At 60.7% G+C, this 24,928-nt stretch carries 28 protein-coding genes and 1 pseudogene; 14 read left to right on the top strand and 15 right to left on the bottom strand.

The features are described from left to right. The first annotated feature begins 137 nt into the window (after window positions 1-137). The 4 genes from ACN2TU_RS02620 to ACN2TU_RS02635 all read left to right on the top strand — a co-directional run bounded on the left by ACN2TU_RS02620 (window position 138) and on the right by ACN2TU_RS02635 (window position 3,324). Window positions 138-290 (top strand): hypothetical protein, encoded by a 153-nt coding sequence (locus ACN2TU_RS02620; RefSeq protein ID WP_435152714.1) that lies wholly within the window; start codon window positions 138-140, stop codon window positions 288-290. Between the two features lie 297 nt (window positions 291-587). Continuing rightward, window positions 588-1,370, top strand: coding sequence for a DUF7388 family protein (locus ACN2TU_RS02625; RefSeq protein ID WP_435152716.1), 783 nt, complete (start codon window positions 588-590; stop codon window positions 1,368-1,370). Window positions 1,371-1,438: 68 nt separating this feature from the next. Then, entirely contained in the window at window positions 1,439-2,203 is a 765-nt protein-coding gene (locus tag ACN2TU_RS02630; RefSeq protein ID WP_435152718.1) for a creatininase family protein, read from the top strand. Beyond that, complete coding sequence (locus tag ACN2TU_RS02635) at window positions 2,200-3,324, top strand: NAD(P)/FAD-dependent oxidoreductase (RefSeq protein ID WP_435152719.1); 1,125 nt, start codon at window positions 2,200-2,202, stop codon at window positions 3,322-3,324. Before ACN2TU_RS02630 ends, ACN2TU_RS02635 begins: the two co-directional genes overlap by 4 nt. A gap of 27 nt (window positions 3,325-3,351) precedes the next feature. Here the strand turns inward: ACN2TU_RS02635 and ACN2TU_RS02640 are convergent, their stop codons facing one another. After that, entirely contained in the window at window positions 3,352-3,729 is a 378-nt protein-coding gene (locus ACN2TU_RS02640) for an Hsp20/alpha crystallin family protein (protein WP_435152721.1), read from the bottom strand. Further along, complete coding sequence (locus tag ACN2TU_RS02645; RefSeq protein WP_435152723.1) at window positions 3,726-3,884, bottom strand: DUF7559 family protein; 159 nt, start codon at window positions 3,882-3,884, stop codon at window positions 3,726-3,728. The genes ACN2TU_RS02640 and ACN2TU_RS02645 overlap by 4 nt, the downstream gene beginning before the upstream one ends. Window positions 3,885-4,166: 282 nt before the next feature. On the opposite strand from ACN2TU_RS02645, the gene ACN2TU_RS02650 reads away from it, so the two are divergent. Next, window positions 4,167-5,936, top strand: a complete 1,770-nt coding sequence (locus ACN2TU_RS02650) for a radical SAM protein (RefSeq protein ID WP_435152725.1) — start codon at window positions 4,167-4,169, stop codon at window positions 5,934-5,936. A 351-nt stretch (window positions 5,937-6,287) separates the two neighbouring features. Beyond that, window positions 6,288-6,719: a TRAM domain-containing protein gene (locus ACN2TU_RS02655; protein WP_435152727.1), complete on the top strand. Its 432-nt coding sequence runs from the start codon at window positions 6,288-6,290 to the stop codon at window positions 6,717-6,719. A gap of 34 nt (window positions 6,720-6,753) precedes the next feature. Here ACN2TU_RS02655 and ACN2TU_RS02660 read toward each other — a convergent pair whose 3' ends face one another. The 3 genes from ACN2TU_RS02660 to ACN2TU_RS02670 form a co-directional block, all read right to left on the bottom strand. Then, window positions 6,754-7,440: a YkgJ family cysteine cluster protein gene (locus tag ACN2TU_RS02660; RefSeq protein WP_435152729.1), complete on the bottom strand. Its 687-nt coding sequence runs from the start codon at window positions 7,438-7,440 to the stop codon at window positions 6,754-6,756. A gap of 28 nt (window positions 7,441-7,468) precedes the next feature. Then, entirely contained in the window at window positions 7,469-8,218 is a 750-nt protein-coding gene (locus ACN2TU_RS02665; protein ID WP_435152731.1) for an MBL fold metallo-hydrolase, read from the bottom strand. A 136-nt stretch (window positions 8,219-8,354) separates the two neighbouring features. Next, window positions 8,355-8,606 (bottom strand): MarR family transcriptional regulator, encoded by a 252-nt coding sequence (locus ACN2TU_RS02670; RefSeq protein ID WP_435152733.1) that lies wholly within the window; start codon window positions 8,604-8,606, stop codon window positions 8,355-8,357. A gap of 145 nt (window positions 8,607-8,751) precedes the next feature. On the opposite strand from ACN2TU_RS02670, the gene ACN2TU_RS02675 reads away from it, so the two are divergent. Beyond that, window positions 8,752-9,150: a PPOX class F420-dependent oxidoreductase gene (locus tag ACN2TU_RS02675; protein ID WP_435152735.1), complete on the top strand. Its 399-nt coding sequence runs from the start codon at window positions 8,752-8,754 to the stop codon at window positions 9,148-9,150. Window positions 9,151-9,164: 14 nt separating this feature from the next. Here ACN2TU_RS02675 and ACN2TU_RS02680 read toward each other — a convergent pair whose 3' ends face one another. Continuing rightward, window positions 9,165-9,335 carry a hypothetical protein gene (locus ACN2TU_RS02680; protein ID WP_435152737.1) on the bottom strand — a complete coding sequence of 57 codons (171 nt, stop codon included), beginning with the start codon at window positions 9,333-9,335 and terminating at the stop codon, window positions 9,165-9,167. Between the two features lie 129 nt (window positions 9,336-9,464). On the opposite strand from ACN2TU_RS02680, the gene ACN2TU_RS02685 reads away from it, so the two are divergent. After that, window positions 9,465-10,172: a class I SAM-dependent methyltransferase gene (locus ACN2TU_RS02685; protein ID WP_435152738.1), complete on the top strand. Its 708-nt coding sequence runs from the start codon at window positions 9,465-9,467 to the stop codon at window positions 10,170-10,172. 46 nt (window positions 10,173-10,218) lie between these two features. Beyond that, entirely contained in the window at window positions 10,219-11,127 is a 909-nt protein-coding gene (locus ACN2TU_RS02690; protein WP_435152740.1) for a glycosyltransferase family 2 protein, read from the top strand. 56 nt (window positions 11,128-11,183) lie between these two features. Here ACN2TU_RS02690 and ACN2TU_RS02695 read toward each other — a convergent pair. After that, a pseudogene (locus ACN2TU_RS02695) lies at window positions 11,184-12,001 on the bottom strand (amidohydrolase family protein). A 159-nt stretch (window positions 12,002-12,160) separates the two neighbouring features. On the opposite strand from ACN2TU_RS02695, the gene thsA reads away from it, so the two are divergent. The 3 genes from thsA (at window position 12,161) to ACN2TU_RS02710 (ending at window position 14,388) form a co-directional block, all read left to right on the top strand. Then, window positions 12,161-13,723 (top strand): thermosome subunit alpha, encoded by a 1,563-nt coding sequence (thsA, locus tag ACN2TU_RS02700; RefSeq protein ID WP_435153632.1) that lies wholly within the window; start codon window positions 12,161-12,163, stop codon window positions 13,721-13,723. 96 nt (window positions 13,724-13,819) lie between these two features. Next, entirely contained in the window at window positions 13,820-14,080 is a 261-nt protein-coding gene (locus ACN2TU_RS02705; protein ID WP_435152742.1) for a DUF7520 family protein, read from the top strand. Between the two features lie 38 nt (window positions 14,081-14,118). Further along, window positions 14,119-14,388, top strand: coding sequence for a hypothetical protein (locus tag ACN2TU_RS02710; protein ID WP_435152744.1), 270 nt, complete (start codon window positions 14,119-14,121; stop codon window positions 14,386-14,388). An 80-nt stretch (window positions 14,389-14,468) separates the two neighbouring features. Here ACN2TU_RS02710 and ACN2TU_RS02715 read toward each other — a convergent pair whose 3' ends face one another. Beyond that, entirely contained in the window at window positions 14,469-15,215 is a 747-nt protein-coding gene (locus ACN2TU_RS02715; RefSeq protein ID WP_435152745.1) for an SAM hydrolase/SAM-dependent halogenase family protein, read from the bottom strand. Continuing rightward, the gene (locus ACN2TU_RS02720) at window positions 15,212-15,730 is read right to left on the bottom strand and encodes a nicotinamide-nucleotide adenylyltransferase (protein ID WP_435152747.1); all 519 of its coding nucleotides are present in this window, start codon (window positions 15,728-15,730) and stop codon (window positions 15,212-15,214) included. The genes ACN2TU_RS02715 and ACN2TU_RS02720 overlap by 4 nt, the downstream gene beginning before the upstream one ends. A gap of 166 nt (window positions 15,731-15,896) precedes the next feature. Here ACN2TU_RS02720 and lonB point away from each other — a divergent pair, with 166 nt between their 5' ends. Both lonB and ACN2TU_RS02730 read left to right on the top strand, forming a co-directional pair. Further along, complete coding sequence (gene lonB / locus ACN2TU_RS02725; RefSeq protein WP_435152749.1) at window positions 15,897-17,888, top strand: ATP-dependent protease LonB; 1,992 nt, start codon at window positions 15,897-15,899, stop codon at window positions 17,886-17,888. A gap of 288 nt (window positions 17,889-18,176) precedes the next feature. Then, window positions 18,177-19,070: a CPBP family intramembrane glutamic endopeptidase gene (locus ACN2TU_RS02730; RefSeq protein WP_435152751.1), complete on the top strand. Its 894-nt coding sequence runs from the start codon at window positions 18,177-18,179 to the stop codon at window positions 19,068-19,070. A gap of 124 nt (window positions 19,071-19,194) precedes the next feature. On the opposite strand, the gene ACN2TU_RS02735 is transcribed toward ACN2TU_RS02730, so the two are convergent. The 6 genes from ACN2TU_RS02735 to ACN2TU_RS02760 all read right to left on the bottom strand — a co-directional run bounded on the left by ACN2TU_RS02735 (window position 19,195) and on the right by ACN2TU_RS02760 (window position 24,921). Further along, complete coding sequence (locus ACN2TU_RS02735; RefSeq protein ID WP_266075969.1) at window positions 19,195-19,632, bottom strand: transcription elongation factor Spt5; 438 nt, start codon at window positions 19,630-19,632, stop codon at window positions 19,195-19,197. A gap of 9 nt (window positions 19,633-19,641) precedes the next feature. Continuing rightward, window positions 19,642-19,809, bottom strand: coding sequence for a protein translocase SEC61 complex subunit gamma (locus ACN2TU_RS02740; protein WP_266075971.1), 168 nt, complete (start codon window positions 19,807-19,809; stop codon window positions 19,642-19,644). Between the two features lie 124 nt (window positions 19,810-19,933). Next, window positions 19,934-21,091 carry a cell division protein FtsZ gene (ftsZ, locus tag ACN2TU_RS02745; protein ID WP_435152754.1) on the bottom strand — a complete coding sequence of 386 codons (1,158 nt, stop codon included), beginning with the start codon at window positions 21,089-21,091 and terminating at the stop codon, window positions 19,934-19,936. Between the two features lie 135 nt (window positions 21,092-21,226). Then, complete coding sequence (locus ACN2TU_RS02750) at window positions 21,227-22,570, bottom strand: D-aminoacyl-tRNA deacylase (protein ID WP_435152756.1); 1,344 nt, start codon at window positions 22,568-22,570, stop codon at window positions 21,227-21,229. Window positions 22,571-22,631: 61 nt separating this feature from the next. After that, window positions 22,632-23,909, bottom strand: a complete 1,278-nt coding sequence (locus ACN2TU_RS02755; RefSeq protein WP_435152758.1) for a sodium:calcium antiporter — start codon at window positions 23,907-23,909, stop codon at window positions 22,632-22,634. A 46-nt stretch (window positions 23,910-23,955) separates the two neighbouring features. Next, window positions 23,956-24,921 carry a calcium/sodium antiporter gene (locus ACN2TU_RS02760; RefSeq protein WP_435152760.1) on the bottom strand — a complete coding sequence of 322 codons (966 nt, stop codon included), beginning with the start codon at window positions 24,919-24,921 and terminating at the stop codon, window positions 23,956-23,958. Window positions 24,922-24,928: the final 7 nt, after the last annotated feature.

The raw sequence follows: 24,928 nt of genomic DNA on the forward strand, positions 1-24,928 counted from the left end.
CGGCGAGACGAACAGTACGTGAGTTACGTCAGTGTCGGTCTGTCAGTAGCAAGTCACGACAACACATGACCGCCACCGCACCCGCCCACACGCCTCCCCAGCCGACTCCCTGCGGTCGTCCCTCGCACGGCTTGACCATGAGCCTCCGAGCGAACTGCCCTCCGGCTCACGCCAGCGCGCGCTATGTGGTCGGCTACAATCTCGATTCGACGCGACACTTCGTGGCGCGCGCGTTGGCAGGGTTGAAGAACGTCCGAAGCCCTGCCGATTACTGCGCGAGGGATGGCTGAGGAGCAATACGACGAAGGAATCGGTTGGGGAGGGTTGTGATCGGATGCGGTGCGGTGGCGGGTATTTGTTGTCGGGTATACCTAGCGGAATAGCAACGAAAATCTCCGGAACCCCCTTCCAAACCACAAACGCGAAGCGCTGAAACGAACACACCTCTCCACAACGCGCAATCTGATAGTTGCCGTCGCCGACAGCCTTTTCAATACAACCGAACAACGGAAAGTCACATGGTCGCACAGACGATGGATCGCGTTCCGCGTGTACAGTAGCATAGTTCTGACCATGGGAGGAAATCGATGTTAACCAGTAGCCACGCCATCACACGAACCGGCCTCGATGCAGTTGCACTGAAACCGACCGAGTGTGACGTGCGCCGCGCGCTGGCAGTACCCCTCGATACGGTCACTATCGATTACGAGGGGCGCGAACACCTCCCCGACGAAAAAACGCTGGCCGAACTCGCCGACGAGACGAACCTCCGCCTGACCGTGCCCGTCCGGGCCGACGGGTTCGACCCCCTCGGTGACGATTCGCTATTCGACCGCATCCCGGAGAATGCGGGCCACGTGCTGGTGGCTGGTCATCCGGCGTATCTGTCCGAGAACGAGCGAACCCGGGCGATTGCCCCGCGACTCGGCACGGCGCTCGACCGCGAACCGGATGCCTGGGTCGGCACGGAGGGTGTCGAACGAATCGCCACCGCGACGGGCGCGACACAGTTCGAACTGCTCTCGCGTTCGACCGACCGCCAACTGCGTGCGCTTCGCGCCGCCGGATTCGAAGGGACGATTGCGGTGTACGCACCGACCGTTCTCGAGGAGGACGAGGATGTCATCCTCGACGCGGTCGGCGAGTACGTCTCCCGACGTAAACCGGTCGCTCGGGCACTTCCCGACGGCGCTGCGTCCGACGCTCGCGCCACAGGTCGTGCCCGAGAAGTGCTCTCGACGGCGAGTCGTGACTTCGCGCTCGTCGGGTCGGGCGATGAAGTCAGCGAGCGCGTCGCCGAGTTGAAAGCTGCCGGAGCGAATCTCGTTGTCGGCTACCCTGCGAGGGGAATCGACCCGTTTCTCGACTGACACATTCCTCTTTTTTCTCGTTCGCCGTGACACCCAGTTTGAAATACTGCGAACGCAATCCCCACTGCATGAGTCTGCTTCACGAACACACGACGACGACGGCGAACGAGGAGTTCGCCGAAACGGAAGTCGCACTCCTTCCGACTGGAAGCGTCGAACAGCACGGCCCCGCCCTCCCGCTGGGAACCGACTTCATGGCTGCAGAAGCGGTCGCGCACAGTATTTCCGACCGCGACGACGTGGTTTGCCTGCCGACGATTCCAGTCGGTGTCAGCGAACATCACCGCCAATTCGACGGGACGCTCTGGATCGCGCCCGAAACCTTCGAGAACTACATCGGCGACATCGTCGCCAGTATCGCCAGCCACGGCGTGCGGAAAGTCGTCGTCGTCAACGGACACGGCGGTAACAGCGGCGCGCTCCAGCGCGTCGCGCGCCGCCTCCGACGCGAGGAAGTCGCCTTCGCCGTCCCGTGGAACTGGTGGAGCGGAATCGGCGAGATACTGGACGACGAGTTCGGCACGGGAATCACCCATGCCGACGAAATCGAGACGAGCATGCTCCTCGCCATCGCGGACAACCTCGTGCGCGAGGCGGCACTCGACGAGGCGGAGACGGGCGCGGGCGAGACATGGGGTGAAGACGTTCACGGCGCGAACGTCGGTTTCGACACCATCGACTTCTCGGAGAGCGGCGTCGTGGGCCATCCCACGGAAGGTTCACGGGAAGCAGGTGAGCGACTGCTCGTCAGTTCGAGCGACGAACTCAACGCGCTCGTTGACTGGCTCGGTGAGCAAGAAATGGCCGCCCTCTGGCCGGAGGCACACCGATGAGAATCGCAGTCGTCGGCGGTGGCGCGGTCGGCGTGACGGCGGCCTATGACCTCGCAGTTCACGGCGAGGACGTGGTGCTGTTCGAAAAAGGCGAGATTCCGAACGAAGATGCGAGCACGGGACGGGCCGCAGGGGTGCTGTACGACGCGTTTGCCGCTCCCGAAGATGCCCGCATCGGCGACCGAGCAATCGAGCGATTCCGCGAATTTTCGGGAACCGGCGAGTTCGAATTCGTCGAAACGCCGTACGTCTGGTTCGCCCGAACCGGCGACGAGAAGCGAGCGACGGCCATCCGCGAACAGGTGCCGCGAATGCAGGAACAGGGTCGGGACGTGTCGCTTATCGACGCCGAGGAACTTGCGGAGCGCTATCCGTCGCTGAACACGGCGGACATAAACGTCGCCGCAATTGCCCGGAATACAGGCCGAACCGACCCCGGTAGCTACGCGAACGCCGTCGCCGAGGAAGCGAAACGAGCGGGTGCCGAGATTCGAACCGGCATCGAAGTCGGCGTTCAATTCGACCCGCCGCGCATCGTTTCCGAGGACGGCGACGAGGAGTTCGACGCGGTGGTCGTCGCGACGGGTGTCCACACCAAACGAGTCCTCGCGGACGCCGGAATCGCCGTGCCGCTGAAACCCTACCGGGTACAGGCGCTCACCTGCGAGTTCGACGCCGACGTGCCGATGGTGTACGACGCCACCGAGGGATACTACCTGCGTCCGCATCCCAAGGGCTTGCTGGCCGGTGACGGCACGGAGGAAGTCGAGAGCGACCCAGACGAGTGGAAACGCGAGAGCGACGACAAGTTCGTTTCCGCGATGGAAGACCGACTCACGCATCGACTCGGAGCAAACACCGAGACGTTTGCTCCGACCATCGAACGGTCGTGGGCCGGACTCTGTAACGCGACGCCGGATTACGACCCCCTTCTCGGAGAACTTCGAACGGGACTCTATGTCGCAGCAGGATGGCAAGGCCACGGATTTATGCGCGCGCCCGGGCTCGGCGAGGCGATTGCGAAGGATGTCCTCGGAGAGGGTGATATCCCGGAGTTCGACCCGACTCGTTTCACTGGGGACGAAGAGTTCGAAATCGTCGAAGGAATGGCGGTCGAGTAACGAGACGGAATCTCGATTGGTTCGACGCTACGCCGTTTTCGGGACGTGAACTTCGAGCGACCCCGAATCGGTCAGTGTCGCCGTTGCGCTCTTTGCGTCTACCTCGGCATCTGCCGGGAGTTCGACGCGCCCGTCGAGCGACATCCCTCGCCCGGGATATACCATGTCGTAGCCCTCGTGGAACTCGCGAAAGCGGTCGATTCGTACGAGGACGGCCTGCTCGGCGAATCGAACCTGTACGTCGCTTCCCGTCGCACCCGCCGCGTCGAAGACGACGAGGTAGGCGTCTTCGCTTTCCAGCAGGTCGGACGGAATCGGTCGTTTTTCCTGCACCTTACTCGCGGCACGACCGACGCGCGACGCGATGGCTGTCGCAGTCGAGCGACCGATATCGCGAAGGGTCATAGTTCGATTTCGTCCAAGCTATCGGTTTTACCACAGTACGGACAGCTGAAATCCATCACACTGACGGTGTCGGGCATGTCGTAGGTGTAGTGCATTTCGAACATGTCCAGTTCGCAGTCGTCGTCGGTGCATTTGACCTCAAGCGTCGCGGGCATAGGAAGCGATACGTTCTGGATGAAAATAAACGCGTGGACTCCGGTCGTTTTCCGACTGCGCGTTGCGTCGCTTGACTACCTAAGCCGAACGGTTGCGCCAGTACCTTCACAGCGGGACGAGGCGACGACGTCGCCTCGCTGGCTAACGAGAACTTCGTTCGCTCAGTCATCCCTCGCGGGCGTTTCTCGCACGCGCCGAAGGTGCTGTAGGAAAAACGGGGCGCCTTACTCGTGTGAAACCAGTGTAGTCACCGTTTTACCTATCGAGTCGCAAAAACGGGTATGATTGACCCCACGACCCTCGACGTGACGCTCGTGGACGGCTACGTCGATGAACCGGCTCACTTCGGCGTGCCGCCGTACATCTCGACGTACCCGCGCTACACCGCCGGGGCGCTCGTGGACGCGGGAATGCCAGCCGAGCGGATTACGTATCACACCATCGACGAACTTCGGGAGGACAACGCGAAGTGGGGCGACGTGGCCGACGCCGACCTGTTTATCTACATCGGCGGGATGACCGTCCCCGGAAAGTATGTCGGGGGGACGCCCGCCGAACCGGACGAAGTGCGCAAGATGGCGTGGACGGCCGACGGAACCAGTTTGATGGGCGGCCCCGTCAAATTCGGCGTCGGCGACGAAAACGCGGGGGGAACCGAAACCCAACGCGATGACCTCGATTTCGATTTCGTGGCGAAGGGCGACGTGGAAGCAGCGGCCTTCGACCTCGTGGAAAGTGGACTGGAGGGCTTCGGCAACCGAATGCGGGACAACGAGGAAATCGACCGCTGGGCCGAAGCGGGCGCGTTCGTGGTCGAACAGCATCCGAATCACCCGGACTACCTCATCTGCGAGATGGAAACCTCGCGGGGCTGTCCCTACCGTTGTTCGTTCTGTACGGAACCGCTGTACGGCAATCCCTCGTTCCGACAGCCAGACTCCGTGATTTCGGAAGTTTCGGGTCTCTACGACCGCGGTGCTCGGCACTTCCGACTCGGGCGACAGGCCGACATTCTGGCCTACGGCGGAAACGGCGAAAAACCCAATCCCGATGCGCTTCGGGAACTGTACGGTGGAATCCGCGAAGTCGCGCCCGACATCGGGACGCTCCACCTGGACAACATGAACCCCATCACCATCGTGGAGTGGCCCGAACTCTCCCGCGAGGGGATTCGAGTGATTGCGGAGCACAACACGGCGGGGGACACTGCGGCGTTTGGCCTCGAATCTGCCGACCCTGTCGTACAGGAGGAAAACAACCTGAACGTCACCGCCGAGGAGTGTTTCGAGGCGGTGAAAATCGTCAATGAGGAGGCGGGCTGGCGACCCGGTGAGGACCGCGAGGCGCACCGTGCCTCGATTGCGAGCGGTGAAGCCGCGAGCGAAAACGCGCCGACCTTCGGGAAGGACGCCGAAAACCGACTGCCGAAACTCCTGCCGGGAATCAACCTGCTCCACGGTCTCAAAGGCGAGCGTCGGGAAACCTTCGACCACAACCGGGAGTTCCTCCAGCGAGTGTACGACGAGGGGCTGATGCTCCGCCGAGTGAACATCCGGCAGGTCATGGCGTTCTCGGGTACCGAAATGAACGACGTCGGTGCGGACATCGCGAACGACCACAAGAAGTTGTTCAAGCAGTACAAGCGCGAAGTTCGCGAGGAAATCGACAACCCGATGCTCCAGCGTGTCGCCCCGCCGGGAACCGTCCTGCCGAACGTCCATCTGGAGTACCACAAGGACGGCCGAACCTTCGGGCGACAACTCGGCACCTACCCCCTGCTCGTCGGGATTCCGGGCGAACGCGAACTTGGGCGAACCATCGACGTGGCCGTGGTTGACCACGGGTTCCGCTCCGTCACTGGCGTTCCGTACCCGCTGGACGTGAACAGCGCGACGATGGACGAACTCACCGCGATTCCCGGATTGGGCAAACAGCGCGCCGGAAACGTCATCGTCAACCGACCGTACGAAACGCCAGCTGACCTCGCCGAGACGGTAGACGTGGATTTGAGCAAGTTCGCACGAGCCGAAAAACCTGGCAGTGCGGACTGAACGCCGAAAACCGATTTTCAGTTTTCGATAGCGACCGAGCGCCGACGACGAGCGAGTCGAGTTCTCGGCGCGAAGGAGCGATAGGCGGGTGACGCAACCGGCGGGAACCTACAACTGACAGAACCACAGAACGTCAGCGAACGACACAGCTGCGGGCGGGTCAGCAGTTCACCGCGAGTGAGGAGTGCAACGACGAATGAGCGGGCCGACGACTCCCCCGAAGGGGGTGAGGAGTGTTTTTGGTTCAGATTTTGCCAGTGAGCGCGGCACCGCCGCGCTCATGCAGCAAAAGGTGGGTGTCGATAATTCTTTAATGGTTGACTACTTGGTTTCAACTGGAGGTCTACGACCTTGGAAATCTCTGACAAACTCCTGTGTCTGTTCAGCGCTGATGTTACTCTGAAAGGCGACGAGTACGTCGTCTCGATTCCACGACGCGAAATCGACACGGGTTCGGTCGAACCGGGAGAAACCTACCGTGTTGCGCTTATCTCGCGCGAAACGGAAACTGAACCGAGCGAAAACCAGAGCGAAGAGACGACGACTAGCGACAGTGGCGGTCCGACCCCTGTTTCGTCGGAGCCACAACCACCCGTCGAAGGCGGAGAAGTCCGCTACGTTGAAGTGGAGGATATCGGCAAGCAGGGCGACGGTATCGCCCGCGTCGAGCGCGGCTACGTTATCATCGTCCCCGGCGCGGAAATCGGTGAGCGCGTGAAAGTCGAAATCACAGAAGTGAAATCGAACTTCGCGGTCGGTGAAATCATCGACGAAGAGTTCTAAGAACGACCTTTTTCTGCGGTGGTGTGACCGGATATCACTCGTCGTCGTTCGAGTTGGACGTGTCTTCGACTCGGCTACCCCTGTACTCGGTTCCGCCAGGGTTTTTCGCACCCTCCGAATCGTGGACGACGACTTCGCCCGAATTGGGATTCGCGGGTTCGTAGTTGTCGCGCACCCCGATTGCTTCTTCGAGTTCGCGGACTGCTCGTTCCTTGAGCGAATCCGCGAGTTCCTCGGCGTGTTCCCGGTCGATGTCCCGCCCGAGTCCCTCACACTCGTGCGCTCGGACGATGCCGGATTCGTCCACTGCTTCACCCATCGGCTGACTGGTTCCGTCCAGTTCGACGCTGAAGGGGTAGGTCTGGCAGATGAGCGGCCGGTCGGGATGCACGGAACACGCCCCCATGCCAGCATCGTCCGCTTCGTAAAATCGGCAGTCGCCACAATCGTCGGTCTGGAGCGCCCATTCGAACGTTTCGCCCCCATTCTCCGTGAGACCATATGGCATGGGTCGCGCCACGTCACGGAAGTCGTACTCGGTCGCGTCCTGTAACTCGCGCACCTCGCCGGGGAACACCGTCGCGGTGTGGGGATCATCCGACTCGCTCGTACAGCAGGCCCCACAGCGCGTACACTCGAATCCGATGTCCTCGATTGCATCGGCAAGGTCGGCTACGTCGAGTGCTTTGGCGCGCTCCAGTTCGGCTTCAAGACTCTGCACGGTTTCCGGTTCGGCCGAGCGAGCAAAATCATTGCGGCACGGCGCGCTCGCCGTTCCAGTCTACATCCCCCTCGACTGCCAACTTCTCGAGGTGAGCGGCGACGGTTCGCTCGGCGAACTCCCGAACGCCGGAGATATCCTTTTCGTATGCCGAGTCGGTGATTTCGCCGAGGGTGCTCGCACCCGACAGCACTGCAGACCGGACACGCTTTTCGCGGGTACGTCGGTGCTCGATGAGTCGTCGAATCGTCTCTCGCGGCTCGTCGATAACCGGGCCGTGCCCCGGATACAGTGCGTCCGGATTCCGAGCGTACAGTCGCCGGAGCGAGGTAAGATAGGCGCGCAGGTCGCCTTCTCCGGCGGCAACCATCACGCTTCCTTCCTTGACGGCGAGGTCGCCCGCGAGGACTCCGTCACGCCCTTCGAGTGCGACGTGGTCCGGCGCGTGGCCGGGTGTTTCGATGACGGTAAGAGAGCCGATTTCGGTTCCCTCTCGGAACGTTTCGTCCGACGTGAGTCCGGTCGCTGTTTCGAATCGCCCTTCGCGCCCCTGTCGCGCCCAGACGGTCGCATCGCACGCTTCGGCGTAGTGGGCGACACCGCCGACATGGTCGGGATGCGTGTGGGTCACGAGAACATGTTCGATTTCGTTTTCCTCGACGCTTCGGTCGAGTTCGTCGGTTCGTCCCGCCGGGTCAACGAGGACGCTCCCGACGACGTAGGCGTTCGTCGTTCCATGTGGGGCGGCCGTGTCGGTTGGGACGGGGATTGGATTCATACCGTGGTGAAAGGATGGTCAAATGAAAAACACCTCGTTCGTGCTGGACTATCATGAATGAAAGCAGAACAGGAACAAGGCAGTGAGCGAAAGTAGAAACGTGGGAGGTCAGGAGTCGAACGACTGAATCCGTGAATCAGTCGTTTAGGAGGTAGACCTGTTTTCGCGCGTCGCGGAAACTGTGGCGCGAGACGACGAGGTCTTGTTCTTCGAGGCGGGTCAGGGCATAGCGGACAGTTCGGTCGGGAAGGAGCGATTCGTCGGCGAGTTCGCCCTGCGTCAGTGGTTCTTCGGTCTCCAACACCTTGGCGACGAGTTTCGCGCTGGGTGGGAGTTCGCGCAGTCGTTCACGAAAATTACCTGCTGGTTTGGTCGCGGTCGTGCTCATGCTAACAGTGCGCCCGACGGACGTGGTAAAAGTTGGCTATATGGGTGTTCATACAATATCAACTCCTTAATCGTGATTATATCACATTTTAACAACGTGACAGGTCGGGCAGAAACTACAGGATGCGCCTCGTTGTGAACCATCTATGGAACCGATTCCGGACGATTTTCACGACCTGTTCGAGCGAAAGACCTTTGCCAACCTCGCAACCGTCATGCCGGATGGAACGCCGCAAGTGACGCCAGTGTGGGTAGGGTACCAGGACGATTACATCCTCGTGAACACTGCAAAGGGTCGGCAGAAGGAACGAAACGTCCAGCGTAACCCGAAAGTCGGACTTGACATGTACGATCCGGACGACCCGTATCGATTCGTCTCGATTCGCGGTGAAGTGGAGGAAGTGACCGAAGAGGGTGCAGTCGAACACATCAACGAACTCACCAAGCGATATATGGGACGGGACGAATACCCGAATCTCGGCGAGGAACAGGGTCCACGCGTTATCATTCGAATTCGGCCGAATCGAGTGGTGACCAATGGTTAATTTCGCCCCGTGATTTAGCGGTTCGTTCTCGGCCCGTGGTCGGTTTTCGGCGCGTCACTGTGGCGGTTGTACTGACCAAGCACGCACCCACAGTCGGGACAATGAACGACAATCACTCGCTCGTACTCGTGGCGGACGAGTTCTTCGGCGGTGAACTCGCCGCCACAGTGTTTGCACGTCGGCATCGATACCACCGATTGCGGTACGTGAGCAAAGTGCAAAATCGTTCGTGTGACCCGTTGCCAACGTCGCTCGCCTGTCCGCTTTCAGTACCGTTTTATCCCCCCGGCGAGGTACACCCGTGTGAAGAAAGTGTGAAGGGACAGGAATGGTACCAGGCTACAGAGGTGGCCGAGGAATACGACGAGAAGCGATTCTCTCGTGGCGGCAGACTCATCGACCGCCGTGAGAAGGAGGCAGTTCTCAACGCGATTGGGCCGGTCGAGGGAAAACGCGTCCTGGAAATCGCCTGTGGCACTGGCCGATTCACCGTAATGCTCGCCGAACGCGGGGCCGAAATCGTCGGTCTCGATATTTCGACGGCGATGCTCCAACAGGGTCGACACAAAGCGCGTAACGCTGGGGTTGCCGACCATCTGGAGTTCATGCGCGGTGACGCGGCACGCCTTCCGTTCCCCGACGACCATTTCGATACCGTGTTTGCGATGCGATTTTTCCATCTCGCGGATACACCGGCCTCCTTCCTGAGCGAGATGCGCAGAGTGTCCAAAGAGCAGGTCTTTTTTGATACGTTCGCCGGGCCGAGTACGCGCAGCCTCTACAACTGGCTCCTACCGATGGGGTCGCGACTTTACTCCCTCGACGATGTGGAGAAACTGCTCGCCGAAACCGGACTCAGCTTGGTCGGTTCGGATCACGATTGGATTCTCCCGTACGGATTCTATCGCAAGATTCCGGACGCCGTCGCGGAGCGGATTCGCGAGATGGATACGGCTATCGTCGACTCGGCTATCGGCGACCAACTCGCGTCCGTTTCGTACTGGAATGCCCAAGTGGAATAGACGCGTGCCGAATTACTTTTACGTATCCGGTATCTGAAAAGCGGGTATGAACCTGTCCGTGGTGGTTCCGACGCTCAATGGGCGAGACCCCCTGAGAGCGAGCCTCGACGCGCTCTCCCGGCACGCGCCGGACGCCGAGGTGGTCGTCGTCAACGGTCCTTCCGCGGACGGAACGACCGGCATGGTGTGCGAGCGCGACGACGTGAGCGCACTGGTCGAAATCTCTGACCGAAACCTAAACGTCGCTCGAAACGCCGGAATCGCCGAGGCCACGGGCGACATCATCGCATTCGTCGGCCAGGATGTCGCGATCGAGGCGTCGTGGCACGACGGCGTCGAACAGGCGATATCGAATGGCGTGAACGTGGTGACCGGCCCGGTTCATCGACTGGTGAAGGCGGGGATGACGACGGAAACGGTCGAAACGCGGACGATTGCGGGGCGGGACGTGACCTACTTCTCGGGACAGAATGCGGTGTTCACCCGCGAAGCCATCGAGACCGTCGACGGCTTCGACGAAACCCTCCAAACCGGCGGTGCGCGCGACTGCGCTCATCGTCTCGCTAACTTGGATCAGTCGGTGACGTGGTCGCCGATGGTCAGCGTCAGTCTGGACGAACGAGACGACGAAGGAATCGAACGTGACTGGGGCGTCAAATATCGCTCGCTCGCGTACCGAATGACGAAAAACTACGGCCCCCGCCTGACGGTTTTCAGACGGACGATACAGGATGCCGTCGCCGACGCCCGCGAAGCGGGGCGAGACGTGGCGTCGGGCGATGCCGAACCCTCCTTCTGGGCGAGTTGCGGAAAGCGCGTCTGCAAAGGCATCGCCATCGGTACGAAGGACGGTGCCCTCGCCCGCATCCGTGACCGAAGCGATGCTCGGAATCCCGCTGGATTGTCGTCACGAGCGAACCGAGCCGTCGAGCGATACGATTGGCGGGACGCATAGAGCGAGAACAGGTTTCGACGTTCGATTGGTTCTGGGATAACTCCCCAAAGAAGTTCTCAATCTACGGAAAGCGCTTCGATAACTCGCGACGGGTTCCGAGTGAACACCTTCCGCATGGCGTCCTCGGGAACGTCCAAGGTAAGGATCTCCATCACGGCGACGTTCGGGTGGGCGTTCGGAGCACCGCTGCCGAACAGCACGCGGTCTGGATGTTCCATGACGGCGCGCTCCAACTGGTCGCGGTAGCCTATGAAACTCGTGTCCAGATAACAGTCGTCGGAACAATCGAGCAAGTCGATGGCGTCGTCCATCAAATCCCGATTCAGCAGGTAGCCACCGAAATGCGAGAGGATGACGGGGAACGACCGGTCGAGAAGGGTTTCAGTCGTGTCGGTTGGCGAAGTAATCCTTCGCCCGCGTGGACGAGCAATGGGAGACTAACGTCTTCCAGTTGGTCGAGAACGACTTCGTCCGGCAGACCGTCCTGAACCGGGTCGAGTTTGAATCCGTGAAACCGGTCGTCGTATGCGTACTGCTCGATATCTTCGGGCGACGTGTGCCATTCCTTCCGACGCACGCCGAGGTTTCGGAGTCGCGCAGTGGCGCTCCCCGTCGGGTCGCGAGGGCCATTGATTCGCGCGAACGAGACGAACGGACGTTCGACGCTTCGTCGGGCAACGGCGTTGTTCGCTCGGAGATAGCTCTCGCCGTCCTGTGGCCCGGGGAAAACGACGGAAGACACGACGCCCGCTTGATGCATCTCGCGCTCCAGCTTTTCGGGCGAGATGGCCCGTCCGCGCGCCGTAACGGCCTCTTCGACGGGGAGGCGGGAATGAACGTCAACGACGCGAAAACGGTGCTCCAGTTCCAACATCTGAAAATTCCCCCATAATATTATTTGAATCTATCGGTCGGGATATTCGTCTCCGATATGTGTGATAGCGTGTCATCCTCCGAACGCAGTGGAAAAATTTATATAGAACATCAATCATTCGTTGTAGTGATGTCAGAATCAGGCTTCGGACAGCGACGCATGGGCGGACGACCGATGTTCATCCTCAGCGAGGATTCCCAACGAACACACGGACGAGACGCTCAGTCCTCCAATATCGCCGCAGGCAAAGCAGTAAGCGAAGCAGTACGAACCACGCTCGGCCCGCGTGGCATGGACAAAATGCTCGTCTCCGACGACGGCGACGTCGTCATCACCAACGACGGAGCAACCATCCTCAACTCGATGGATATCGAACACCCCGCCGCACAGATGATCGTCGAAGTCGCCCAGACCCAGGAAGACGAGGTCGGCGACGGAACGACGACGGCCTCCGTCCTCGCGGGTGAACTCCTCGCCAAGGCCGAAGACCTCCTCGAACAGGACGTTCACGCGACGACCATCGTAGAAGGCTACGCTCGCGCACGCGACATCGCGCTCGAAGCCATCGATGACCTTTCGCTCGACGCCGATATCGACGACGAAGTTCTCAAGCAGGTCGCCGAATCCAGCATGACCGGCAAGGGCACCGGCGACATCACGACCGAGCGACTCGCCGAAGTCGTCGTCAACGCCGTCCGACACGTCGAGGGCGACGAGAAGGTCGAACGTGACGATATTCGCGTTCACACACAGGTCGGTTCGAGTTCCAGCGCGACGGAACTCATCGAGGGAACAGTCACCGACGCGGAACCCGCACACAAGAACATGCCGCGCTCGGTCGAAGACGCCACCGTTCTCTGCACCGACGGCACGTTCAGCGTCCGCGAGACGGAAATCGACGCGGAATATTCCGTGGACAACGTCGAACAGCTCACCGCCGCGATGGACGCGGAGGAAAACCAGCTCCGCGACCTCGCTGACGCAATCGCCGACGCCGGCGTCGATGTCGTCTTCTCGCACTCCTCCATCGACGACCGCACCGCCTCGTACCTCGCCAACCACGGTATCCTCGCCTTCGAGGACGTGGACGACGACCTGACGACCGCAATCGCACAGGCAACGGGCGGCAAGCGTACGGGTAAACCGGACGACGTGGACGATGACGAACTCGGCCACGCCGACAGCATCCGCGTCGAAAAGTACGGCGACGAGAACCTCGCCTTCATCGAGGGTGGCGTGGCCGCGAAGTCCGTCACGCTCTTCGTCCGCGGTGGAACGGAACACGTCGTTGACGAACTTGAGCGCGCACTGAACGACGCACTTGACGTCGTTTCGACCGCCGCCGATTCCGGGAGCGTCGTCCCCGGCGCAGGTGCGACCGAAATCAACATTGCAAGCCGTGTCCGCGACGAAGCCGCGGGTGTCGAGGGCCGCCAGCAACTCGCCATCGAGGCGTTCGCCGACGCAATCGAAGTGCTCCCACGCACGCTCGCCGAGAACACAGGCATGGACCCGATCGACGCCCTCGTTGACCTCCGCGCTGCAAACGACGACGAAGAAGGCCGCGCAGGAGTCATCTCCTCCGGCGAAACGGGCAAAATCGCAAACCCAGTCGAGGAAGGCGTTATCGACCCCGCCGCAGTCAAACGCGAGGCAGTCGAGAGCGCGACCGAAGCCGCGACGATGATCGCCCGCATCGACGACGTTATCGCCGCGAAGTAAGCGTCGAACGCTCGTTTCAGGTTTTTTCGATTTTCCCCGCGTCGGAGTTGTTCCAAGTAGCAAACCCTAACCACCGGGAGCACCAACTCACTTCCGATGAGCGAGCGCGTTATTTCGAGCCGCCCCGTCTTCCTCGCGACCGCAACGGTCGTCGTTCTCGTCGCAGGTGGAATCGGGTTTGTTGTCGGAACCACCGGCCAGAATCGTGGCACGACGATGAACCTGTTTGGCGTCCCGCTGTTCGAGATGACGCCCATTACGATGGCGCTGTTCGGCATGCTTCTCACGACGTGCGTGCTGGCACTGCTGTTTAGCCTCGTTTCCTACGCATCGCGACACAATACCGACGCGGCCTGAACAAAACTGTTATTCTGATTGAATGACTCCACACGAACATGGCAACCAAATCCTCCACCCGAACGGGTCACAATCGAAATCCGATCCGTGACGTGCTGGCCGTGACGCTCACCATTCTGTTGGCGAACATGCCGACGCTCTTTGCCTTCTATGTCACGCTCGACACGTACAGTTCGGCGAGCGGAGTGGGGTTCTTCCGCTATCTGACGACGACGATGAGCGGTGCACTCATCTTCGCTATTCTCTGGACTGGTATCGTCTTCTTCGCGTTCGGCCCGGCATTGGCAGGGTCGTGGAATCGGCGATAAATCTTGGAACCGACGCTACACGTCGGTAGTTACCACTCGCTAGCGAATCGCCAGCAGACGAAGTACCAGAACGAATATCGCTATTTTTCAAATCGAATCTCGTCGCCGACCGTGACGCCGAACGCCTCGTCGCCGCGGCCTCGATTCACCGCGAGTTCGACGTTGCCGTGGCTTCCGACCGTCACGAGTCGCTGGCCGGGCTCGACGTGCGCGTAGGAGGGCTTGACAGGTGCAGTTTCTCCGTTCATCTCGATTTCGTTTAGACCGTCGAGGAAGTCGCCCGGGAGGTTTGTGATGGCATTGCCGAAATCATCCACGACCAGTATTTCGCCCACCGCGTCTGACTCGGTGACGGTCGGTTCCGGAAATCGCAAGTCTTCGAACTCGCTCGTAGGTTCGATGTCGGGAAGGTCTGCTATCGAATCGACGCCGATTTCGTGGATACGACCAGCGGCGGGCGCGAACACGTCCCGTCCGTGGAACGTCGAACTATCCGCGTTTTCGTACTCGATTTCGAAGATTTCGGGGTCGTCGAGTTCGCGAGCGACTGGGAGCAACACGCCGTTGTCTGGCCCGACGAGCGCGTGGTCGCCTGCTCGCACCGCAATCGCGGCGCGGTCGGTTCCGACCCCGGGATCCACGACAACGAGATGGACTGCGGGCGGGAAGTACGGCAGCACTTCGCGGAGCCAGAACGCCGTCGTGCGCACGTCCTGCCGGGGGAAGTCGTGTGCCACGTCCACGAGTCGGGCGTCGCCGTGCTGGAGGAGGACGCCTTTCATCGCCGCCGGGTACGGCGTTCCGAAGTCGGACGAGAGCGTTATCATACGCCGTTGGAGTCGGTCTGGCTGACGCGTTGAATGCGCTCGATACCGCCGCTTTCCTCGATGACTTCGGTGACGGCGTCGGGGACGAGTTTCTGCCAGTCGCCGCCCTCGACCATTCGGTCGCGGACTTCGGTGCCTTCGAGCACGTCGCGGTTGAACATCGGCGATTGACGTACCTCAACGCCTGCCTCCGTGAACAGCTCGATGACGAGGGGGTTGTTCGAGTAGGCCACGTCGAACTCCGGACTCATGCTCTGGACGTGGCTCACCCACACGGAGTTTCTATCCAAGTCCTCGATGGGAACCGCGTAGGTTACCAAGTCGGAATCGACGAGGGATTTGGTTATCATCATGATTCGCTCGCCCGCCGTGAACGGGTCGTGCCGAGTGTGTGAATCCCCGGCGCTCCCGATGCCGAGGACGAGTTCGTCCACTTCTTCTGAAATCGTCTCGACCACGCTGTGATGGCCGTTGTGGTAGGGTTGGAAGCGCCCGATGTAGAACCCGCGGGTCATGGTCGATTCGTCGGCCAGCGGTTGTATAAGAGTGACGAGTCGCGCCCGGGCAAAACCGCCGCGTTTCACACGTTTACGGCTGACTGTTAGAAACCGGCACGCAGGGTCGCAGGGAGAAAGTATATCAGTTCGCCTGCCTTCGTTTGAATCACACAGAACGAATTCTATGAGTAACGACACCGAAGCTCCGCCACCGGAGCAGGAAACTGAGCAGGAGATAGACAGTCTCGGCAGCGAAGTCGAAACCGAAATTTCCGACGATGTTTCGGAGGACGATCTGCTCGGTGGTCTGGAGATAGAAAGCACGGAAGAGGTCGAAATTCCCGACCGATTGGTCGATCAGGTCATCGGGCAGGATCACGCCCGTGACGTGGTGATGAAGGCGGCCAAGCAGCGCCGTCACGTGATGATGATCGGTACGCCTGGTACTGGGAAGTCGATGCTGGCGAAGGCGATGAGCCAACTCCTCCCCAAGAAGGATTTGCAGGACGTCCTCGTCTACCACAACCCCGACGACGGGAACGAACCGAAGGTTCGGACGGTTCCCGCCGGAAAGGGCGAGCAGATAATCGAAGCCCACAAGGAAGAAGCCCGCAAGCGCAATCAGATGCGGTCGTTCCTGATGTGGGTTATCATCGCCATCGTGGTAGGATACGCGCTCCTCATCGCTGGCAAACCGCTGCTGGGCATTCTCGCCGCGGGTGTCATCTACCTCGCGTTCCGCTACGGTTCACGCGGAACCGACGCGATGATTCCGAACCTGCTGGTGAACAACAGCGACGTGACCAGCGCGCCATTCGAGGACGCAACGGGTGCACACGCGGGTGCGCTGCTGGGCGACGTCCGTCACGACCCGTTCCAGTCCGGCGGCATGGAGACGCCGAGCCACGACCGCGTCGAACCCGGCGCGATTCACAAGGCCAACAAAGGTGTGTTGTTCGTCGACGAGATCAACACGCTCGATATCCGCAGTCAGCAGAAGCTGATGACGGCGATTCAGGAGGGCGAGTTCTCCATCACCGGTCAGTCCGAACGCAGCTCGGGCGCGATGGTGCAGACCGAACCCGTCCCGACCGATTTCGTCATGGTCGCGGCAGGGAACCTGGACGCGATGGAGAACATGCACCCGGCACTCCGCTCCCGTATCAAGGGGTACGGGTACGAGGTGTACATGGACGACACCATCGACGACACGCCGGAGATGCGACGCAAGTATGCGCGCTTCATCGCGCAGGAAGTCGAGAAGGACGGTCGCCTCCCGCACTTCAACGAGAATGCGGTCGAGGAAGTCATTCTCGAAGCCCAGCGCCGCGCCGGACGCAAAGACCACCTCACGCTCAAACTGCGTGACCTCGGTGGACTCGTCCGCGTCGCAGGCGACATCGCTCGTGCGGAGGACGCGGAGTTCACCACGCGCGACCACGTGTTGCAGGCAAAGCGCCGCTCGCGCTCCATCGAGCAACAGATCGCGGATGACTTCATCGAGCGCCGGAAGGACTACGAACTCACCGTCTCCGACGGCGACGTCGTCGGGCGTGTCAACGGGCTTGCCGTCATGGGCGAGGACAGCGGTATCATGCTCCCCGTGATGGCTGAAGTGACGCCGTCGCAGGGTCCTGGTCAGGTCATCGCCACCGGTCAGCTGAAGGAGATGGCAGAGGAGTCCGTGAAGAACGTCTCCGCCATCATCAAGAAGTTCAGCGACGAGGACATCAGCGAGAAAGACGTTCACATCCAGTTCGTCCAGGCGGGCCAGCAGGGTGTTGACGGCGACTCCGCTTCCATTACGGTGGCTACCGCCGTCATCAGCGCGCTGGAAGACGCGCCGGTCGAACAGGACGTCGCCATGACCGGTTCGCTGTCGGTGCGCGGCGACGTGCTCCCCGTCGGCGGTGTGACCCACAAAATCGAGGCCGCCGCGAAGGCGGGCATCAAGACGGTCATCATCCCGAAGGCGAACGAGCAAGACGTGATGATAGAGGAAGAGTACGAGGAGATGGTCGAAATCATCCCCGTCTCGCACATCAGCGAAGTGCTCGAAGTGGCCCTCTCGGGCGAACCCGAGAAGGACAGCCTCATCGACCGTTTGAAGAACATCACCGGCAGCGCGCTGGAGCACGACATCGGCGGCAGTACGGGTCGCCCCAGCCCGCAGTAGTCGGATTCGCGGAATTCGTTTTTTTGTATGTTTTCGCAGTCGTGAGTTGCGACACCGCGTTGATTTTTGTGCTGTTGTCGAGGATGAGCGACGATGAGTCGATTTTTCAGTAAAATCCGGTTGTTTTGAGACTATGACGATTGCAGATGCGAGGGCGTGGTTTGTAGCCGTGATTTGGAGACACAGAATACACTCAAACGCTGTCTCAAGCGTGGAGAAAGCCAACGGTACGTCTGCAACCTCGTAAGCAGATACCTTTTCCCTCCCCGATATCCTACAGAAAACCGAATGCCTGCGCCGAACTGGAACGCGTTCACCGCCGTCACGTTGGTCGTCCTCGTCATCCTTATCGCGCTGGCGCGAGCCTCGCAATCGATAGTGGTTGGGGATGGTGGCGAGTTGGAACCCACCTCGGAACCGAGTCGGGAGTTAGGTTCCGATGACTCCACCCCGGAATCGTCCCCTCTCGGGGCGGGACGATCCCTCCTCGAAGACGGACGGCCAACGTCCGAACCGGAACCGACCGAGTTGGCATCAGAACCGACCGATCAGGCAGACGAGCCGATCAACCAGATCGATACGCAACCCAACCCGGAAGACGAACTAACGACGGGGGTGCTCCTGCTGAACGTCGCGCTGAGTCAGGGTCTGTTCGGCGTGATTCTCGTCATCTCGGCGATGCTCGCGGGAATTCCGCGCTCCGCGCTCGGTGTCGAATCGGCGACCCTCTTCCAACTCGGCGTTGGAATCGTCCTCGGTGTCGCGTTATTTGTGGCGAACGAAATCGGTCAACGGGTAGCCGACGCCCTGCGAATCGAATATGAGGACGGTCTGCGCGAACTACTGACGCCGGATTCGTTTCGTGGGTGGGCGCTCCTGCTCGGCGTCGTCCTTCCCATTATCGCCGGGTTCGAGGAACTGCTATTTCGGTCGGCACTCGTCGGCGCGCTCGCGGGCGGGTACGGTATCTCACCGTGGCTCCTCGCCGTTCTTTCGTCAGTCGCATTCGCAGTCGGCCACGGTGCACAGGGGCCGGGCGGTGTCCTCGTGACGGGCACGCTGGGTGGCGTGCTCGCCGCAGCATTCGTCCTCTCGGGGAGTCTACTGGTCGTGGTCGTCGCGCATTATCTCGTCAACGCGCTGGAGTTCGTGGTTCACGCCCACGGCGAACGGTCGAGATAGTCCCTGAATTCGAAGTTGAAGCAATTACCGCTCCTCGCTGTTCTCGTGAGCGACGAAGGAACGAAGTAAAAAGAGCCACCGCTTTTCGCCGTGTCTGCTCACTGCTTCGCCGTGCCCAGTTCGCTTACCGTTCTTCGGAATCCAGCACGCGAATCTGGTCACCGCGTACGGTAACCGGAATCGGGACGGTCGCCTCGTACAGTTCGACCGTCACCTGGTCTTTGCCCTCGTCGATACGCTGCACCTGCGCCTTTTCACCCTTGAACGGTCCGGCGATGAGTTCGACGATGTCCCCCTCCGCGATGCCCTCCACGTCGGGCGTGGGCGAGAGGAAGTGTTCGACTTCGGAGATGCTGCTCACACCGGGCACCATGCTCCGGGCGTGCGGAATCTCTTCCAGTACGCGGGTGATGACCGCGTCGTCGTCCGCCTCTACCATCACGTAACTCGTCAACGAGTCAGGGGCGAGAACGGCGTGTATCTCCGGTTCCTCGCGGTTGACGATCATGTCCGCGACGGTTCGTTCCTGGCTTGCCGTGGTCTTTACTGCGTAAATTGGCATCGTAGTCACCTATGCGGGGAGGAAGCTCATCACTGCGAAGATGACGAACCCGAGCAGACCGACGAGCACGATACCCGCGCCAGCGATTTTCGAAATCTTCGAGAACTCGTCCCACGAGGGCGTACTCGCCAGTTTGAGTACGCGAACGTACGACGCAACGTCGAGTTTAACATCCATAGTTAGTTGTGTTTGGCTATCGGGCTTTTTCTATCTTTCCAAGGCAGTCCTCAAGCGACCGCGTTCAGTTCCGAGACTCACCAGTCGGCAAACGAGCGGGAAGACCGCACCCCCATAGAACGGATTATTCTACGTAGTCGATATCTTCCATTCGACTTTTGGCTTGTGCCTGCGCTTCCTCGTTACGGCCGTAGATTTGAGCAGACTGAACCCCCGTGACGACGATCATGGTGCGCATGGTACCTTCAAGATTCTCGTCGATGGAGGTTCCCCAGATGATGCGGGCGTCGGGGTCGATGCGGTCGTAAATCTGCTCGACCACGCCTTCCGCCTCCTCGATGGACATGTCGTTACCACCCGTGACGTTGACCAACGCGGATTTCGCGCCGCTGATGTCCACGTCGAGGAGTGGCGAGCGCAGGGCGCTTTTGACCGAGTCCTGTGCCTTCTGGTCTGAATCGCTCTCGCCGAGGCCGATCATGGCCACGCCACCTTTTTCCATGACGGTGCGAACGTCGGCGAAGTCCAGATTGACCAGTCCGGGTTTCGTGATGAGTTCGGTGATTCCCTTCACCGAGCGCATGAGCACTTCGTCGGCGACCTTGAACGCCTGCTTGACGGGCAGTTTGCCCACGGAGTCGAGCAGTCGGTCGTTCGGAACGACGATGACCGTGTCGCTCACGTCGCGGAGTCGTTCCAATCCGGCCTCGGCGTTGGTGCGACGGACTTCACCCTCCGCGGTGAACGGCGTCGTAACGATGGCGATGGTGAGCGCGCCAGCCTCGCGCGCAGCCTTTGCGACGACCGGAGCGCTTCCGGTTCCGGTGCCACCGCCGAGTCCGGCAGTAACGAACACCATGTCGGAGCCCTGAATGGCATCGTAGATGTCCTCCTGACTTTCGAGCGCGGCTTCCTCGCCGACCTGCGGAAGCGACCCCGCGCCGCGTCCGCTGGTCTTTTGCTCGCCCATCAGAATCTTGGTGTCCGCTTCGATTTCCACGAGGTGCTGGACGTCGGTGTTCGCCGCGACCAGCGACGCGCCGTGGATACCCTCTTCGGCCATCCGGTTGACCGTGTTCCCACCGCCACCACCACAGCCGACGACCGTGATGTTGGTCTGGAGGTCTTTGAGTACGTCCTGCAGTTGGTCGTCGGTCATGGTTCCCGACGGGTTCGTCCCCGACGGTGCCGCGTCATCTCTGGCACCACTGAGCTGCGACTGGGGAGAAGTCTGTTGTTCCCCTTCCGCCTCCTCAATGGCGTCTTCCACAATGGAGTCCATCCTTGAGATTTGGTTTACCAACGCAGATTAATTATCTTTCCCCTCTGAATGACGCATGTCAGACGCATATAGCGACGCCACAAAGCAAGATTTATTACCTTTCGAATTTCAAAGAAATTTATCAGGAAGGATAAATCAGATTGGGAACGTGTGCGTCCGTTCGGTTCTCACTGCATCCGGCGAGATAGTCCTTCCGTTCACTGTAACCGTCGTGCCTGACGAAAGTTTTCCGAACTTAGGCCCTTCCGAGACGCCCAGTTTTCGCGCCTTTTCCGGGTCGAAGGCGACTTCGTGTGCCTTGATTTCGTCCGACGTCCGATCCACTGCTTCGTATTTCCGGTCGAGGAGTTTCGCGAGCGCGTCGATGATGGCGTCGTACTCGTTCGTCCCGCGAACCGCCGCGCGTCCCGCGACACGCGTGCCACCCTGCTCAGTTTCGAACGCAATGCTGTGTTTTGCAACTGCTTCCCGCGTCTCGTCGCGGTCGATACCTGTCGTACTGTCGAGCAGGTCGGTCGGGAGCGAGACGATTTCGTACTCGTGCGCGCTGTCGTCCGAGTCGTCCAGCGGACGCGCGGACGCACCAAATCGCAGTCCGGACTCGACCGACGACAGTTCGGATTCCAGTTCCGCCACGAGCGACAGGGGGACGCCGGACACCTCCCGAACCCACGTTTCGCTCACGAGTCGGTAGCCGAGATCGGCGACGACCGACGCCAGTTCGGGGTACTCTCCTTCGCACACTGCGTACTCCGCGCCGCTTCGTTCGAACGCCTGCCGAATCGTCTCCCGTGCCTCCGCGGGCGCGCCCATCGTTTCCAGATTCCAGTTGGACGCGATATGGCCGACCGCCCACTCCGTCTCGCGGACGATTCGCTCGAAGCGCGGGGCGTAGTGGCCACCGCCGAAACCGACGAGTTGTCGTTCGCGGGTCGGCTCGACGCCGCGAAGGTCGAGGATGGCGCGGGCGACTGCACGGGCCGCCTTCGAATCGTGCCACTGCTCCTCGTCGCTGCCGAGTTCCACGAACATCGACGGGACGCCGACTTCGCTCGGCCCGTGGTGGGTACACTCCATGCCCACCTCGTACGAGTCGGGCGCGTGGTCGTCGAACGCGCGGAGCAGTTCGGCCTGTGCGTTCGGGCAGGTTTCGGCCACTGTTCCGTCGGTACCGCCGTACTCCGCCGGGCCGAAGTTACCCGTGAAATGGGCGGTCAGCAGTGGCCCGGTGTCGCCCGAATGGCGGGAGGCAAAGACGAGAACGTCGGGATTCGAGAACGCGTCTGCGACGTTCTCGATGTCGAGATGGAGTGATTCGAACTCGCGGAGTTCGAATCCGTCGGTTCGATAGTATCGACCCCCACCGTCGGCGTCCGGGCGGGAATCGTCTTCGTGCACTGTCCACTCCGTCTCCGACCGGAGGTGTTCGCCGATATGCTCCGAGGCGTAATCGGCGCGACTGACGACGACGGCAATCATGTACACGACTCCGTGCTAAAATCGAAAAAGGGCGTCGATGCCGTCGGAAACGCCGAGACCGTCAGACCTGTTCGGCCGGCGTTCGCTCGCCGCCTTTAACGCGGTGGTAGACACGACCGACGAGCAGTTGGAGTTGCTCCCGTCGCATTGCGAGGAGAACGAGACCCAGAACGATGTAGACGGCGCTGAACGCAATGAGTGCCTCGTAGTGGTGGAAGTCCGGATACAACTGGACGGCGAACAGCACCAGCAGTGCGATCGCTTCACGGATGCTGATGTTGAAATTGACGAGGATGGCCAGCGCGAAGAAGCTCTGTGCGGCGGTGAGCCAGATTTCACCCATCTGTTTCTGACCGAGATGGAGTGTCCCGAGACTACCCAGCGAGATGCTGTAGACGATGCCGAGGGTACCGATGAGGAGCGTCCATTGGTTCAGCTTCGAGGAGATGAGCGCGTTGAACGCCGCCGTCGAGCGCGCCTTGTTGACGAGGTAAGCGACGACGATGAGTTCGGGACTCTCGCTGGCGAGCGGCGCAATCCATTGAATCATCAGGAACGGGGGAATACCGATGTGCTTTCCGTACTCCTCCAGCCCGGATGCGAACGGGTGGACCGCGGTGTAGATGACCAATCCCGCGAAAACGAACATACTGAGGTAAATCGGAACGCGGATACTCTTCTTGAACGATTGGAAATAGGCCGGAATACCGACCTGCTCCTCCTCGGAGTGCGGTGCGTTCAGCGTAAAGATGATGTACGTGAAGTACAGCCCGACGAGGAACACGGTGTCGGTCAGCCCGATGCCGCCACCGAACGGCACGAAGAAAGCGTATACCGTGGCGATGAACAGGAACAGGATTTCCGTCGAGATGTCGCGGTCCAGTCGAACGCGGTTCGCGAGGAAGCCGCTTTTCTGCTCGATCGCGGGGTCGTTGGTCGAGCGCGCTTTGTAGATGGCGAATATCGCGATCGCAGACCAGCCGAGGCCGATGAGAATTCGGTTCGCACCGGTCATGTTCGCCACGGCGAGGGCCGCGGCATTCGACTCGGGGTTGGCACCAGCTTCCCAGGCGTATAGTGCGTCAACCGCGTACTCCGGGGCGACGGCGAGAACGGCGAGAATGGCGAGCGCGAATGCGCGCGGAACGTCCTCCTCCGCCGTTTCGGCAGCCCACGCGAGGAGAAACGACGCACCGAGTATAGAAATTCCCGTGATAGCAACTGTCGGGAGCGTCGAAAGAGCGTGACCGTGTCCAGTCGCCCACAATCCCATCCACGGTGCTGTTAGGAGCACCGAGAACAGGACTGCTGTAAGAGGGTGCCGTAATCGTCCAGTCATCGAAATTGAGTTTCTTCCCCCCGCAAGTAACGCTTGCGTTCCAAAATTAGGGGAACAGGAAGAAGACGAACACGCCGTAGCCGCCGACGAGCAGCAGGCCGTTGAACCGCGAGACGTGGTGTCGGTGAGCCATCAGCGCCATCGCCGCGACGGTGAAGGCGACGAGGAACGGGAATTCGAACGTCTGCGTGGTCACCGGAACGTTCACCGGCACGACCAACGCCAGCACGCCGATGACCGCGAGGATGTTGTAGATGTTGCTCCCGATGACGTTGCTGATGCTGAGGTCTGCTTCGTTGCGGGCAGAACTGACCATCAAGGTGGCCAGTTCGGGAAGCGAGGTACCGAACGCGACGACGGTCAGGCCGATGAACAGGTCCGAGAACCCAAACCCGCGGAGCAGCGAGACGCTTCCCATGATGAGCAGGCGTGACCCCGCCAGCAGGACGGCAACCGAGAGGACGAACATACCGACGGTGCGGGCGTTGATGGTTCCATCGTCACCCAGCTCGTCGGTGACGGCGGACGCGTTACCGTCGTGTCGCGTGTGGCAAAGGATGTAGACAGTAAAGACGCCGAGAACGACGAGCAAGAGTGCGCCGTCGGCGGTGGCGAGCGATCCGTCGCTACCGAGGACGACGAGCAGAACGACGGCGGCGAGCATGAACGACCCGTGTCGCCACAACAAGTCGCGGTTGACTGCAAGCGGTTGAACGAGTGCGGACGCCCCCAACACGAGACCGATGTTGGCGATGTTCGACCCGACGATGTTGCTGAGGCCAATGTCGCCGGAGACGGAGACGGCCCCGATGAGGCTGACGAACAGTTCGGGTGCGGTCGTGGCGAAGGCGATTATCGTGACGCCGATGGTCACCGGGGCGATACCGACCCCGAGCGCGAGCGACGACGCGCTATCGACGAGCAGTTCTGCACCGACATAGAGAAACACGATACCACCGAGCAGCAACAGCAGGTCGGTGGACAGTCCGAGCGTAAATTGCGGCGAGTACATATCCTTA

It is taken from the genome of Haladaptatus marinus (assembly GCF_051194195.1).

Bases quoted from the DNA above. Each gene is read 5' to 3' on its own strand.
- thsA (WP_435153632.1), top strand. From the start codon at position 12,161: ATGGGCGGACGACCGATGTTCATCCTCAGCGAGGATTCCCAACGAACA.
- ACN2TU_RS02690 (WP_435152740.1), top strand. From the start codon at position 10,219: ATGAACCTGTCCGTGGTGGTTCCGACGCTCAATGGGCGAGACCCCCTG.
- lonB (WP_435152749.1), top strand. From the start codon at position 15,897: ATGAGTAACGACACCGAAGCTCCGCCACCGGAGCAGGAAACTGAGCAG.
- ACN2TU_RS02675 (WP_435152735.1), top strand. From the start codon at position 8,752: ATGGAACCGATTCCGGACGATTTTCACGACCTGTTCGAGCGAAAGACC.
- ACN2TU_RS02620 (WP_435152714.1), top strand. From the start codon at position 138: ATGAGCCTCCGAGCGAACTGCCCTCCGGCTCACGCCAGCGCGCGCTAT.
- ACN2TU_RS02630 (WP_435152718.1), top strand. From the start codon at position 1,439: ATGAGTCTGCTTCACGAACACACGACGACGACGGCGAACGAGGAGTTC.
- ACN2TU_RS02650 (WP_435152725.1), top strand. From the start codon at position 4,167: ATGATTGACCCCACGACCCTCGACGTGACGCTCGTGGACGGCTACGTC.
- ACN2TU_RS02665 (WP_435152731.1), bottom strand. From the start codon at position 8,218: ATGAATCCAATCCCCGTCCCAACCGACACGGCCGCCCCACATGGAACG.
- ACN2TU_RS02755 (WP_435152758.1), bottom strand. From the start codon at position 23,909: ATGACTGGACGATTACGGCACCCTCTTACAGCAGTCCTGTTCTCGGTG.
- ACN2TU_RS02635 (WP_435152719.1), top strand. From the start codon at position 2,200: ATGAGAATCGCAGTCGTCGGCGGTGGCGCGGTCGGCGTGACGGCGGCC.
- ACN2TU_RS02705 (WP_435152742.1), top strand. From the start codon at position 13,820: ATGAGCGAGCGCGTTATTTCGAGCCGCCCCGTCTTCCTCGCGACCGCA.
- ACN2TU_RS02680 (WP_435152737.1), bottom strand. From the start codon at position 9,335: ATGCCGACGTGCAAACACTGTGGCGGCGAGTTCACCGCCGAAGAACTC.
- ACN2TU_RS02640 (WP_435152721.1), bottom strand. From the start codon at position 3,729: ATGACCCTTCGCGATATCGGTCGCTCGACTGCGACAGCCATCGCGTCG.
- ACN2TU_RS02625 (WP_435152716.1), top strand. From the start codon at position 588: ATGTTAACCAGTAGCCACGCCATCACACGAACCGGCCTCGATGCAGTT.
- ACN2TU_RS02720 (WP_435152747.1), bottom strand. From the start codon at position 15,730: ATGACCCGCGGGTTCTACATCGGGCGCTTCCAACCCTACCACAACGGC.
- ACN2TU_RS02740 (WP_266075971.1), bottom strand. From the start codon at position 19,809: ATGGATGTTAAACTCGACGTTGCGTCGTACGTTCGCGTACTCAAACTG.
- ACN2TU_RS02735 (WP_266075969.1), bottom strand. From the start codon at position 19,632: ATGCCAATTTACGCAGTAAAGACCACGGCAAGCCAGGAACGAACCGTC.
- ftsZ (WP_435152754.1), bottom strand. From the start codon at position 21,091: ATGGACTCCATTGTGGAAGACGCCATTGAGGAGGCGGAAGGGGAACAA.
- ACN2TU_RS02730 (WP_435152751.1), top strand. From the start codon at position 18,177: ATGCCTGCGCCGAACTGGAACGCGTTCACCGCCGTCACGTTGGTCGTC.
- ACN2TU_RS02715 (WP_435152745.1), bottom strand. From the start codon at position 15,215: ATGATAACGCTCTCGTCCGACTTCGGAACGCCGTACCCGGCGGCGATG.
- ACN2TU_RS02710 (WP_435152744.1), top strand. From the start codon at position 14,119: ATGGCAACCAAATCCTCCACCCGAACGGGTCACAATCGAAATCCGATC.
- ACN2TU_RS02750 (WP_435152756.1), bottom strand. From the start codon at position 22,570: ATGATTGCCGTCGTCGTCAGTCGCGCCGATTACGCCTCGGAGCATATC.
- ACN2TU_RS02760 (WP_435152760.1), bottom strand. From the start codon at position 24,921: ATGTACTCGCCGCAATTTACGCTCGGACTGTCCACCGACCTGCTGTTG.
- ACN2TU_RS02670 (WP_435152733.1), bottom strand. From the start codon at position 8,606: ATGAGCACGACCGCGACCAAACCAGCAGGTAATTTTCGTGAACGACTG.
- ACN2TU_RS02645 (WP_435152723.1), bottom strand. From the start codon at position 3,884: ATGCCCGCGACGCTTGAGGTCAAATGCACCGACGACGACTGCGAACTG.